This window comes from Halogeometricum sp. CBA1124 (assembly GCF_009741955.1).
Taxonomy (GTDB): Archaea; Halobacteriota; Halobacteria; order Halobacteriales; family Haloferacaceae; genus Halogeometricum; species Halogeometricum rufum.
Map to the genome: position 1 here is coordinate 1 of NZ_WPCD01000107.1, position 12,475 is coordinate 12,475.

The window sequence follows — 12,475 nt, forward strand, 5'->3', positions numbered from 1 at the left end:
GGGGTTCGGTATCGAGAGCGGCGACGACGGCGTACCGCGTCACCGACGTGCCCGCGTACGGCGCGGCGGCCGTCGAGTTCGGCCTCGACGCCCCTACGAGGTGGAGTTCCACGAGGCGGTCGGGAGCACGAACGACCGGGGGCGCGGAACTCGCGACCTGCGCGAGGCGGACGTCGTCGTCGTCGCCGGCGCGAACCCCGCGGCGCGGCAACCCGTCGCGTTCGACTCGTTCGTCCGCCCCGCGGTCAACGACGGCACCACGCTCGTCCACGTCGACCCCGTCGGCAACGAGACGACTCGCCTCGCGGACGTTCACCTGACGCCGCGGCCGGGGACGGACGCGCTGATGTTCGACCTCCTGTCCGCGCGGGTCTTCGACGCCGACGGCGTCGACTCGGGGGTTCGTCGGGTCGCGGACGCGGGGCTACGACGACTTCGCGGCCGCGATGGCGGAGTTCGACCGCGAGCGAGCGCTGGCGGCGGCGGGCGTCGACTCCGACGAAGTCGAACGCGTCGCCGAACTCGTCGCCGACGCCGACCGGGTGGCGGTGCTCACGGGGACCGGAATCGAGGGCGGCGCGGACGCCGGCGACGCCGCGGCGCCGGACTCGATACTCAACCTCCTCCTCGCGTCGGGCAACGTCGGTCGTCCGGGGACCGGCTGGTTCGTCCTCCGCGGCCTCGTCAACGAACAGGGCGCGACGGACGCCGGGTGCGTGCCCGACAGACTCCCCGGACACCGGGCCGTCACCGACGAGACGGCGCGGGCGCGCGTCGCCGACGAGTGGGGCTTCGAACCGCCGTCGTCGCCGGGGCGGGACGCGCGGGAACTGCTCGCGGCGTTCGGCGACGAGATTCGGGGCGCACTCGTCGTCGGCGAGGACCCGGCCACCTCGAAGCGGACGACCGAGTGGCTGGACGACCGACTGGGCGGCCTCGACGTGCTGGTCGTCTTGGAGGTGGCCGAGAGCGACACGACGCCCTACGCCGACGTCGTCTTCCCGGCGGCGACGGGCGCCGAGAAGGACGGGACGGTCACCAACCTCGAACGCCGCGTCCAGCGGCTTCGAGCGACCGGGTCTCCGCCGGGCGAGGCCCGCTCCGACTTCGCCATCCTCGCGGAACTCGGGCGGCGACTGGCGGACGACGAACGCCAGTTCGACTACGACCACCCGGGCGAGGCGTTCGACGAACTGACGCGCGTCGCGCCGACGCACGCCGGCGTCTCGTACGACGAACTGGGGGCCGAGGGTCGGCAGTGGCCGTTCGGCGGCGAATCCGTCCTCTACCGGGAGGCGTTCGACACCGACGACGGGCGCGCGCCGTTCCGCCGCCCCCGACCGATAGTCGCGTCCGAACGGGGCGACGGCCTCCGACTCGTCACCGGCGGGCGGGCGAGCGACTTCCTCGACGACCGTGCGGCGAACGACCCCGTCGTCCGGATACACCCCGCCGACGCGGACGAACAGGGGCTGAATCCGGAGGCGCCGGTGGTCGTCCGTGCCGCAGAGCGCGACGACGAGGCCGCCGAGAGGACGGCCCTCGAACTCGCGGTGCAAGTGGACGACGGCGTGCGACGGGGGACGGTGTACATGCACGCGGCGGTCGCGGACCCGCTTCTCAGGCGGGACGTGGAGACGGTCGTCGTAGAGTCGCAGTCGTCGCTGGGCGGGTAGCCGACGGCGACTCGGTCCACGCGTCGGAGCCGGCCCGCCAACAGAAACTATTGTCACGGTGACGGGAGTAGAGTCTCCCGAAGGAGCCCGATGGACTGGCACGCACGCGATACCGAGACGGTGTACGAGGAACTCGACACGACGGCGGAGGGGCTGTCTCCCGAGGCGGCCGCCGAGCGACTGGAGCGTGTCGGTCCGAACGAGATAACCGGCGAACAGCGACGCGGCCCCCTGCGCATCTTCCTCGCGCAGTTCTCCAGCGCGCTCATCTGGGTCCTCCTCCTCGCGGCCGTGCTCTCGTTCAGCATCGGCCACGCCGTCGACGCGATTCTCATCGGCGTCATCCTCCTCGCGAACGGCGTGTTCGGCTTCGTTCAGGAGTACCGGGCCGAGCAGAGTCTGGACGCCCTCCGCGAACTGACGACGCCGGAGGTGACCGTCCGCAGGGACGGGGAGGAAGAGCGCAGAGAGGCGACCGAACTGGTCCCCGGCGACGTCGTCGTCTTCTCGCAGGGCGACGTCGTGCCCGCCGACTGCCGACTCGTCGAGGCGAACAACCTCGAAGTGGACGAGGCGGCGCTGACGGGCGAGAGCGTGCCGGTGACGAAGCGAACGGAGCCCGTGGCCGACGACGCCCCGCTAGCCGAACGGGAGAGCATGGTGTACAAGGGGACGAACGTCACGCGCGGGCGCGGCGTCGCCGTCGTCGTGGGAACGGGGATGGACACCGAAGTCGGCGGTATCGCCGAGGAGTTGAGCGGCGCCGAGACGCTGGAGACGCCGCTTCAGCGCGACCTCAACCGACTCGGCCGCCGCCTCGGTATCGGCGTGGTCGTCCTGTCGGCGGTACTCGTCCCGTTGCTCGTCTTCGTCGGCGGCCGGTCGCTCGTCCAGTCGGCGCTGACGGCCGTCTCGTTGGCCGTGGCGGCGGTTCCCGAGGGGTTGCCGGCCGTCGTGACCCTCACGCTCGCGCTCGGCGTCCGGCGGATGGCCGACGAGAACGCCCTCGTCCGGACGCTCCCCGCGGTGGAAGCGCTCGGCGCGGTGGACGTCGTCTGCACGGACAAGACGGGGACGCTGACGGAGGGCGAGATGCGCGTCCGGGCGGCGTGGGTGTACGACCGGACGTTCGACGTCGGCGAGGACGAAGACGACGACGCCATCGAGGACGAGCGATTCGACCGACTCCTCGAAATCGGCGCGCTCTGTAACGACGCGACCACAGACGACGGCGACCCGACCGAACGCGCCCTCGTGAGGGCCGCGAACCGACGGTTCGACGTCGACGGCCGGCGGGAGGCACGTCCGCGGCGCGACGAGAAACCGTTCTCCTCGGAGCGAAAGCGCATGGCGACGATACACGACGACCAGGTGTACGTGAAGGGTGCGCCCGACGAGGTTCTGTCTCGTGCGACGCGAATCCTGACCGAGGACGGCACCGAAGAGTTGACCGCGGAGCGACGCGAGCGGATACGCGACCAGATAGACGACTTCGCCGAGAACGCGCTTCGGGTCCTCGCGTTCGCGTTCAAGGAGCGAGACGACGACGGCGGCCCGGAGGAGAACCTGGTGTTCGTGGGCCTGCAGGGCCTCATCGACCCGCCCCGGAAGGAGGTTCGCGACGCCATCGAGGACACCCAGCGCGCGGGCATCGACGTGAAGGTCATCACCGGCGACCACCCGACGACGGGGCGGGCCATCGCCGCACAGGTCGGGGTCGAGTCGGACGTGATGACCGGTGCCGAGGTGGCGTCGATGGACGAGGACGAACTCCGCGAGCGAGTGGAAGAGATAGACGTGTACGCGCGCGCGGAGCCGTCGCACAAGGTCCGGATTCTCAAGGCGTTGCAGGCGAACGGCCACCGCGTGGCGATGACGGGCGACGGCATCAACGACGCCCCGGCGCTGAAGAACGCCGACGTCGGCATCTCGATGGGCGTCCGCGGGACGGACGTCGCGAAGCAGGCCAGCGACATCGTCCTCCTCGACGACAACTACTCGACGATTCGCAACGCAATCCGGCGCGGTCGGACCATCTTCGACAACATCTGGAAGTTCGTCGCCTACCTGCTCAGCGCGAACTTCGCGGAGGTGCTAGTGGTGTTCGTCGCCTCCCTGTTCGGCTATCTCATCCTGCCGGCGGTCCAGTTGCTGTGGATAAACCTGCTCACCGACGGCCTGCCGGCGTTGGCGCTCGGGACCGACCCCTCGGGCGACGTGATGGACCGAAGCCCCCGCGAACGCGTGACCGGCATCATCGACCGCCCGATGCTCGAACTCATCGCCGGCGCGGGCCTGACGGTGACGGTGCTGATGCTGGGCCTGATGTTCTACGTCCTCGACGGCGCACCGGCCGTCACGCCGTACGCCATGACGATGGTGTTCACTGGCTTCGTGCTGTTCGAGTTCGTCAAACTCTACGTCGTGCGGTGGACGAAGGGGACGCCGACGCTGTCGAACGTGTGGCTCGAAGTCGCCGTCGCGGCGTCGTTGCTCCTCCAGTTGGCCGTCCTCTACACGCCGCTCAGGACCTACTTCGGGACCGTTCCGCTGGGCCTCGCCGACTGGGGACTGCTCGGCGGCGTGATCCTCCTCGGCTCCCCGGTGCTGCTCTTCGTGGGCTGGCTGGTCAAGCGCCGCGAGACGGGCCGCCGCCCGGCAAAGACGGTTCAGTCGACCGAACCCGAACCGGACCCCGGTGACGACTGAACCGGCGATCGACGCTCAGTTCGGCAGGAGGACGTTGATGACGGTGACGACGAGGCCGGCCAGCGCCATCCGGAGCGCCGAGACGTACCAGCGCTGGCCGGAGATGGACCCCATGTACGCACCGAACGCCGCGAGGATGCCGGTTCCGAGGGCGACGCCGGCGACGCCGGCTTCGGCCATCGAGAACACGGACCCCTCGAACAGGAACGGGACGAGAGGGACGAGGATGCCGATGAGCGGGCCCAGTCCGCTCATCGTGGCGTGGACGAGTCGCGCGCCTCGTTGCTTGCGTTCGACCTGCGTGTCGTCCAGGTCGACCAGCATGGACCGTTCGAGCCTGAGAATCTCGGCTCTCGTCTCCGCGCGCTCTATCTCCCAGACGCTCCAGACGGCCGACGTTCCCAACCCCACGGCCGCGCCGACGCCTATCTTCACCACGGTGAGTCCGTCGGGGACGCCCGAGAGCACGGCGCCCACGATGACGCCGATGCTCGTCAGCGTCCCGTCGAACCCGTTCGAGACGAAGTACCGGCGAGCGATGGAGACGACGTCCTCGTCGCGGAGGAGGCGCAGAAAGCGGTTGCTCGAAGACACGTCGTGCTACCCGTCCTGTAGCGTCTGCCGTTCTTCGACGATGTAGTCGCCGAACGCGACTTCGTCCACCGAGTGGATGGTGCCACCGAGGTCCTCCACGGCCGTCTCGACGGCGTCGTAGTCCAGCGACGACCCTTCGAGGGTCAGTTTGACGTTCTGGACCTCTTTGTCGAGTTCGATGAGCGAACCGGATATCGCCTCCACGCTCTCGGCGTCGGCGACGTCGGCGGTTGAACGCTACCAGCGGGGGGTCGTGCGGTTTCAACACGTCGAGTACGAGTCGGCGGACGTCGGCCATCAGGTGGACGCAACGGCGGGGACGGCCTTAGTATGGTGGGGACCGAGTCGATTCGGCGAGACGGCTTATGTCGGTGCTGACCCAACGACGCCGTATGTCACTCAGTTCACTTGCGCGCAGCGAACGGGCGAACGCCGCGCTGGGGTGGACGTTCACCGGCGTCACCGCCGCGGTCGGTATCGCGGCCGTCGTCGCGGGGTCGCTGGCGTGGGCGGGGCTGTGGTTCCTCCTCTCGGTCGTCGTCGCCGCGCCGGCGGTCGGGACCGGAGACTGGAAGGCGCTCGTTCCGTGGCCGCTCCCGGCGATGGCCGCGGCCGCGGCCGTCGTCCAGAGCGTCGGGCTGTATCCGGAACTCGCGGGGTACGTCGCCGTCGCGGGCCTCGCTCTCGTCGTCGTCGTCGAACTCGACGTGTTCAGTTCCGTCGAGATGAGTCGCCGCTTCACCGTCGTCTTCGCGGCGATGACGACGATGGCCGTGCAGGCGTGGTGGACCGTCGTCCAGTTCGTCTCCGACTGGTGGTTCGGCACGCGGTTCCTGCGCTCGCAGACCGAACTCCAGTGGGACATCGTCGCCGTCACGGCCGTCGCAGTCGTCGCGGGGGGCTTCTTCGTCTGGTACTTCGACCGAATCGACCACGCCGGCGGACGCGGGTACGCCGCCGAGTCGGGGGGGGTCCTCGTGACGCTATCCGAGACGCTCGGACTGGGCCAGCGATGGGAACGACGCCTCGTCCGCCTCTTGCAGGCGGGACTCGCCGGTCTCGTGCTGTACGGACTGGCGACGTTCCGCCTCGGGATGGCCGCCAGCGGCGCGCTGGCGCTCTCGGTGACGCTTCTCCCCGCGGCGTTGCGACGGGAGTACGGGTACACGATGGACGCCGGACTCGTGCTGTGGATCACCCTCGCCATCGTCCTGCACGTCGCCGGGTCGCTCGGCGTCTACGCGGAGTTCTCGTGGTACGACGAGATAACGCACACCGTCTCGGCCACCGTCGTCGCCGGCGCCGGCTACGCCGCGCTTCGCGCCGTCGAGCGCCACTCGTCGGCGGTGGAGGTGCCGCCGCCGGTCCGGTCGGCGTTCGTCGTCGTGTTCGTCCTCTCGTTCGGCGTCGTCTGGGAGGTGTTCGAGTTCGGCGCCGTCGAACTCTCGCGAGCGCTCGGGTTCGACTCCCCCGTCACCGTGTACGGTATCGACGACATCGTCACCGACTTCGTGTTCAACACGGTGGGCGCCGTCCTCGTCGCCCTCTGGGGAACCGACTCCGTCGGCGGCTTCGTCGCGTTCCTCGGCCGGCGACTCGGGTCGAACGCGGGAGAGTGAGACGCGTTCGGCCTCCCTCCCGGGACGGGGCGCGTGCGGCGACGACGCCTCAGTCCCGCGACCCGGCCCAGACGCCGAGCGTGAGTCCGTACATCAGGTGGCCCGCGTGGAACACGACGGACTCGTCGGCGGCGAGGCGCTGACCGACGAGGTGTCGGAGGACGACGCGTTCGCCGACGACCGAGAGCGCCGCCCCGTACGCGGCCCCGGCGACCAGACCGGCCGTCTCCGGTCGGTCCGACCGCTCGATGCGACGCTCGCAGCCGAGTGCGAAGAGGACGCCGGCGACGACGCCGTAGCCGAAGTGGAGCGCGAGGGACGAGACGGGGTAGTCGTCCGGCGCTCCGCCGACCCACCGACCGAGAAACTCGGCCGGCGGCGGGAGTGACTTCGCCGTCGGGAGGCGGAAGACGGTCATCACGAGCGTCGCCAGCAGTCCGCCGACGGCGCCGACGGCGGTCCGGGAGGCGCGTCCGGCGCGGGTCGATTCGTCCGTCTCGGTCATCGGTTCGAGAGGGGACACGAGCGGTTGTGGTCGACACACGACCCCGACGTAACCGTGGTGGCTCCGTGCGGGGGGCCGGCACCGAACCCGAGCGATTCGAGCGGCGTCCCGGCCAGCGACCCCCTCGGAGCGGAACTCGCGCCGGAGTCGCCGACGGACGTGTACCGCACCGACACCGAGGCGTGTCTACCGGTCCGTCGCTCGATTCCGCGTTCGAGGCTCTCCGGGAGGTTCGGATACGACCGCCCGGCCGGCGTGCGAACGCTCACGACGACGCCGGTCGGCCCCTCGTCCAGTCCGGGGACCAGCGTCTCGGTTCGGACGCCGACGACCGACACCCGTTCGTACTGCGACCGGTCGAGCGTCTCCTCTACCGTCCGGTTCACGTCGCGGGAGAACGCGACGTCCGTCGCCGTGAGGAACGTCGCGCCGCCGGAATCTGAAGCTTCGACGGCTGCGAGGAGTACGACTCGCTTCGACTCGCCGCCGAGCGGGGGTACTACCAGATTCCTCGCCAGTCGAAACTCGACGACTTGGCGGACGAGGCGGACGTCTCGCATCAGGCGTACTCAGAACGGCTCCGCCGAGCGACGGGGAGTCTGGTCGAACAGACGCTCCTCGACACCACCGAGTCGACTCACGAGGGGTTCTGAACCGACCACCGGGATGGCGGACGACATCGGTCGTCCGGCCGCACTCCCCCGAATCCCGTCGGAGTCGAACCGTCTCGGGGTCGCCTTCTAGTCCGTATCCGCGAATGTCTCGGAACAGAAAATTTATATCGAGTAGCAGATAGCCAGAGATGTGAGAAAGAAACGTAAACTGATAGTTCGGGTCTTCTTCGCTCTCGTTCTCGCCGGTTCGGCGGCGTTTCTCGGACTCAGCGCGACCGCTGGAGCGGCGGGCGACTCGTCGGTCGACCAGCGGACGATAGCGGGCGACTACAGTGGGACGACGGTCATCACTGCACACGGCGACACCGAGAAGTCGAAGCTGTTGGTGTACGGCCCGGACGGCGGCGTCCAGTACGTGAACAGCACGTACGACCGGTACTTCGACGTCGACCCGGAACCGGGGACGAAGAACACCGTGACCTACACCGCCGCGATGCACGTGTACGGCGCTCCCTGTCAGGCCGGTGAGAAGTGCAGTTACAGCGTCATCGAGCAATTGAACCTGACGACGGGGGAGACGAACGTCCTCTACAAACAGTACCGGCCGAACATCCACAACTCGCGCTGGCACGACGCGGACCGAATCGACGAGGACCGCTGGGTCGTCGCCGACATCGCCTTCGACCGCGTGTTCATCGTCAACACGACGACGGGCATCGTCGAGTGGTCGTGGAACGCGCAGAACCACTTCGACATGAAGACGGGGAACCCCTACCCCGAAGACTGGACGCACATCAACGACGTCGAGGTGACAGAGGGCGGTCAGATAATGATCAGCGTCCGAAATCAGGACCGCATCGTGTTCTTGGACCAGAAGACGGGCGTCGTCGAGGACCGAACGCTCGGTGAGGAGGACAACTACAGCGTCCTCTACGAACAGCACAACCCCGACTACATCGACGCCGAACGCGGCGGCCCGGCGGTGCTGGTCGCCGACTCGCACAACAACCGTATCGTGGAGTTCCAGCGCTCGAACGGCCGGTGGATGCAGACGTGGGAGTGGACGGACGCCGAGATGCAGTGGCCTCGCGACGCCGACCGACTCCCCGACGGGAACACGCTGATCAGCGACTCGTCCGGAAACCGCGTCCTCGAACTCGGACCCGACGGCGACGTGCTGTGGTCGGTCACGGTCGACACGCCGTACGAGGCCGAGAAACTGGGCACCGGCGACGAGAGCGCCGGCGGACAGACCGCTCAGGCGCTGGGTCTCCCCTCGAAGACCACGGACGGGACCGCCGCGGAGAGCCAGTCGTCCGGCCGACCGCTGACGTTGCAGTTCCTCCTGTTCGTGCGCAACCTGCTGCCCGCCCTCGCGGTGAACGCCGTACTCTACGTGCTGCCGACGTGGGTCCACTTCGCCGAGTTGGCCGTCATCGGCGGACTGGGTCTGGTGGTGCTCTCGTGGGCGTACCTCGAGTACCGGTGGTCGCGGTTCTCGCTTCGCTTCGGGCGGCCCGTGCGCCTCGACCGGGGCGACTGAAGTCCGACCAGCGACAGACTTGGAACTCACCTTCTCGACGAGCGATTCACCGCGACGAGACGGTCGGTAGCGACGACGACGACAGCTATCGGCGGTGTCGCTCGGCCCTCACTCTTCGTCCAACACGTCGCTGACGGCGTCTCCTCGCTCGGACGCGTCGATGTGGGAGTACGCCTCCTTCGTCGTGCTGAGCGACTTGTGCCGAAGGACGTCCTGAGCGAGTCCGCGGTCGGTCCGGAACAGTTCGTCGCCGAGGCCGCGCCGGGCGCCGTGTGGGAGGGGCGGCTTGCCGTCGATGTCGACGTCGGCCGCGTCGGCGATTCGTTCGAGGACGCGTCGCGCGCCCTCGGTCGTGATGGCGGGCGGCGCGATGGCCTCCTCGCGGAGGCGTCGTCGCGTCCGCGTCGTCGAGGCGTGCGTCCCCCGCGTCGGCACCGAGGGCGTCGCGGACGGCGCCGTACTTCGACGGCGCGTGACTCGTCGGGAAGACGGGCCAGTCCGCCGCAGGCGGGTCGAGGACCGTCAGCCACCGTTCGATGGCGTCTCGCGCCTGCGCGGGGACGGAGACGTCCTCCCACTCCTGCGCTTTCCCCCAGACGCGGAACGTCCACGCCTCCGTGTCGACGCGAGCCCACGTGAGTCCCTGTCTGCCCTCTCGGTCGTCGCCGCTGACGCGGAACACCTCGGCACCGCGGACGCCCGTGAACGCGAGGACGTGGACGAGAGCGCGGTCACGGACTTCGGCCCGCGCGTCCATCCCCTCGTCCTCGATGGCCTCGTACGCGACTTCGTTCGTGTGTCGGACGAGTCGGCGTCGCGCCTCGCGGGTCCAGAACTGCTGGCTGTGGTCCTCGTCGTCTCTCGGCAGGGGTTCGCGCGCCCGGTCGGCGAGAGCGGGGTTCCGCGTGAGGTCGCCGTCCCGGACGCAGAATCCGAGGAAGCCGGAGATGACGTTGTAGTACGTCTGCGCCGACGACGCCGAGATGCCGCCCGCCTCGACACGCTGAGCGAGACGGTCGGCGTACCGGCGGAGAATCTGCTGTCCCTCGGTCTCGAACGCCTCGAAGGAGTTCTTCCCGCGGCGGCGGAGCCACGTCTCGAACTGCGAGAGGACCGACTCGGCGGTCGACCGGTACTGCGCGCTGGTTCCGTTGGCTCGAAGGTATCGGCTCACGGCGGCGGCGACTTCGGACTCGTCGGGTTCCGACGCGGTCATTGGAGTTGCGTACGGCGACGTCCCCCATAAATCCAGTTGGCTTTAGTGACCTAAACCAAAGTGAATGCGGTCGGTGCCGATTCACGCCAACGAACCCCCGAGGCGCCCGTATTCGAAACTTAAACGTCGCTCTCAGAACTCATATACCAAATAGCGCTATAGGAAATGGTCAGAGGGTGAAGTTGAGACTATAGCGGGTTATGCGGGGCTGTGATGCGTGGTATCGGCCGAATCAATGAGCAGAAACTGATTCAGATCACTTTCTGACCGGGCGTTATTGTTGGGTATTCAATTAATTCGGAGTGTTTTCGAGACCGGGGGTAGTGTAGCCACTCAGACATCGCGCTACCACGGGTAGAGATCCTCACTATCCGATCCCTGTCTCCTTCTTCAGCAGCGTCAGTGTGTTATCGGCCGTCACGACCGGCGCGTGCTCATACTCGCCGGTCACTTCGACCTGCACGAGTAGGTCCACTGCTCGCCAAATCGAGTAGAGCAAGCAGGCGAACGCGAAGTAGAAGAATCGCAACCCGAAATGCTTCGACGTCGTCGCGGCCATGAACCGCTTGATCGACTTGTACCCACTCTCAATCTCCCACCGGTAGCCGTACTCTGTGAGGTGACCACTCCCTCGATTCGTCATGAACACCGAGTACTGCCGGTGGTCGTCGTGTTCGGATTCCTCTTTCCGGCGGTAGATCAGCGTCGTCTCGTGCCACTCGTTTTTCCCGAGGTGGAGCTTGCGATCGGTCTCGTATCGGTCCTGGTCGCGCTGGAGCAATCGCTTCGCCTGAGCCTTCTCACTCGTCTGCATCCGCTTTGGCACGACGTACGAAAGCCCACGCTGGCTGATCATCTCCAGAACGTGTTGACTATCGAACTCCCGATCCATGAGTACGTTATCGACGTGGACGAGGTTCTCAGCTGAATCCAGCAAGTCCTCCACAATCTCTTTGCGTGACTCGCCTTTCCGTACTGGACGGGCATCAAGGACGAGCGGGACTGCGTTCCCGACCAACTGGACGGTCGCCCACTGGTAGGCGTACTCGTCGGACTGTTCTTTCGTCCCGATGATCTCGTCCTCGTGGCCCGTTCTATCGCCCGTGAAGGGGTTGGCTTCGGTGATGTCGATCGCCACGATTCCTGCGCGGAAGAACTCCTCCGTCTCTGTGACCTCGTTGATGAGCTGCCGGATTGCCTGTCGGAACATCTCGCGGATCTCCGCGATTGAGAGATCCCGCATCTGTTCGCGATGGGCGTGACCCAACGGTGTCCGCTCTCGAGTCGACTCGTAGGTGAAGCTCCGAGCACCCTCATTAGCGGCTAGATTCTCACGGAGTCCCAGATACGTCTGCAATCCCCAGTAGGCGTTCTCGTGGATCTCACAGCCATCACCACGGTCCAGCGAGAATGCCGGGAAGACAACGTGGCTGATGTGGTCGCTGATCTTCGCTGCTTGTTCCAAAACAGTCTGATCGTCCGGATCGGTCTCTCCTGACTCGTCGTCGTAGTACTGGAGCTTCCGTTCCGGGTCACGGGGAACTGTAACCCCTGCATTCTGTGCGTTGATGAGAACTGTCCGCGCCGTTCTCTCGACTGTCTCACGTAGGTCGGCACTGAAGCGGCTGTTCCAACTGCGCCAGAGCGTCGACTGGTCGGGAACGGATTCGAACCCGAGCGAGCGACGGATTTCTGAGTGCTGCCGGAGATAGTCGATAAGCGCTGTTTCGTGGTTCCAACCGTACACTTCTTTCAGCAGGAACGCCCTGAAGAGTTGTGGCATCTCGTACCGAGTTGGACCGGAGTACTGGTCGTGTGGGTTGAACACCACGTAGGAAAGCGGATACTGACAGACGAACGGCCACGAACAGAGTCGTGGGCTCGGTCATCAACCAGACTCCAGAAACGGTGCGAATATCTTCGGAGAGTGCCGGCCAGGGAACGTCCGCTGGTACAGTGGGGTTGAGTCGTATGCTGGCCAATCAACGTGTGGATGCTG

10 protein-coding genes and 2 pseudogenes are annotated in these 12,475 nt (G+C 67.1%); 5 read left to right on the forward strand and 7 right to left on the reverse strand.

The genetic code is table 11. The annotated features are described in order from the left end of the window. The coding region (locus tag GJ632_RS24775; protein WP_255473567.1) for a hypothetical protein at positions 1-316 on the reverse strand (316 nt) is incomplete at its 3' end. 130 nt (positions 317-446) lie between these two features. Here GJ632_RS24775 and GJ632_RS13050 point away from each other — a divergent pair. Continuing rightward, positions 447-1,676 (forward strand): molybdopterin-dependent oxidoreductase, encoded by a 1,230-nt coding sequence (locus GJ632_RS13050; RefSeq protein ID WP_191453194.1) that lies wholly within the window; start codon positions 447-449, stop codon positions 1,674-1,676. A 90-nt stretch (positions 1,677-1,766) separates the two neighbouring features. Beyond that, the gene (locus GJ632_RS13055; protein WP_191453195.1) at positions 1,767-4,385 is read left to right on the forward strand and encodes a cation-transporting P-type ATPase; all 2,619 of its coding nucleotides are present in this window, start codon (positions 1,767-1,769) and stop codon (positions 4,383-4,385) included. Between the two features lie 15 nt (positions 4,386-4,400). Here the strand turns inward: GJ632_RS13055 and GJ632_RS13060 are convergent, their stop codons facing one another. Together GJ632_RS13060 and GJ632_RS13065 are read right to left on the reverse strand one after the other, a co-directional pair. Continuing rightward, positions 4,401-4,979 (reverse strand): VIT1/CCC1 transporter family protein, encoded by a 579-nt coding sequence (locus GJ632_RS13060; protein ID WP_343161163.1) that lies wholly within the window; start codon positions 4,977-4,979, stop codon positions 4,401-4,403. A gap of 6 nt (positions 4,980-4,985) precedes the next feature. Continuing rightward, positions 4,986-5,277, reverse strand: a pseudogene (locus tag GJ632_RS13065) (DUF211 domain-containing protein). A 94-nt stretch (positions 5,278-5,371) separates the two neighbouring features. Between GJ632_RS13065 and GJ632_RS22160 the strand changes: the two are divergent. Further along, positions 5,372-6,598: a hypothetical protein gene (locus GJ632_RS22160; RefSeq protein WP_197427993.1), complete on the forward strand. Its 1,227-nt coding sequence runs from the start codon at positions 5,372-5,374 to the stop codon at positions 6,596-6,598. Between the two features lie 49 nt (positions 6,599-6,647). Here the strand turns inward: GJ632_RS22160 and GJ632_RS13075 are convergent, their stop codons facing one another. Further along, entirely contained in the window at positions 6,648-7,103 is a 456-nt protein-coding gene (locus tag GJ632_RS13075; RefSeq protein ID WP_191453196.1) for a hypothetical protein, read from the reverse strand. Continuing rightward, entirely contained in the window at positions 7,100-7,663 is a 564-nt protein-coding gene (locus GJ632_RS22165; protein ID WP_197427994.1) for a hypothetical protein, read from the reverse strand. The genes GJ632_RS13075 and GJ632_RS22165 overlap by 4 nt, the downstream gene beginning before the upstream one ends. Here GJ632_RS22165 and GJ632_RS13080 point away from each other — a divergent pair. Both GJ632_RS13080 and GJ632_RS13085 read left to right on the forward strand, forming a co-directional pair. Continuing rightward, entirely contained in the window at positions 7,610-7,756 is a 147-nt protein-coding gene (locus tag GJ632_RS13080) for a helix-turn-helix domain-containing protein (protein ID WP_343161164.1), read from the forward strand. The genes GJ632_RS22165 and GJ632_RS13080 overlap by 54 nt on opposite strands. 151 nt (positions 7,757-7,907) lie before the next feature. Next, complete coding sequence (locus GJ632_RS13085) at positions 7,908-9,260, forward strand: aryl-sulfate sulfotransferase (RefSeq protein WP_191453197.1); 1,353 nt, start codon at positions 7,908-7,910, stop codon at positions 9,258-9,260. 85 nt (positions 9,261-9,345) lie between these two features. Here the strand turns inward: GJ632_RS13085 and GJ632_RS13090 are convergent, their stop codons facing one another. Beyond that, positions 9,346-10,476: a recombinase XerD gene (locus GJ632_RS13090; protein ID WP_231751542.1), complete on the reverse strand. Its 1,131-nt coding sequence runs from the start codon at positions 10,474-10,476 to the stop codon at positions 9,346-9,348. Positions 10,477-10,843: 367 nt separating this feature from the next. Next, positions 10,844-12,475 (reverse strand): annotated as a pseudogene (locus GJ632_RS13095) (transposase); the annotation flags it as partial.

Bases quoted from the DNA above. Each gene is read 5' to 3' on its own strand.
- GJ632_RS13050 (WP_191453194.1), top strand. From the start codon at position 447: ATGGCGGAGTTCGACCGCGAGCGAGCGCTGGCGGCGGCGGGCGTCGAC.
- GJ632_RS13055 (WP_191453195.1), top strand. From the start codon at position 1,767: ATGGACTGGCACGCACGCGATACCGAGACGGTGTACGAGGAACTCGAC.
- GJ632_RS22160 (WP_197427993.1), top strand. From the start codon at position 5,372: ATGTCACTCAGTTCACTTGCGCGCAGCGAACGGGCGAACGCCGCGCTG.
- GJ632_RS13075 (WP_191453196.1), bottom strand. From the start codon at position 7,103: ATGACCGAGACGGACGAATCGACCCGCGCCGGACGCGCCTCCCGGACC.
- GJ632_RS22165 (WP_197427994.1), bottom strand. From the start codon at position 7,663: ATGCGAGACGTCCGCCTCGTCCGCCAAGTCGTCGAGTTTCGACTGGCG.
- GJ632_RS13090 (WP_231751542.1), bottom strand. From the start codon at position 10,476: ATGACCGCGTCGGAACCCGACGAGTCCGAAGTCGCCGCCGCCGTGAGC.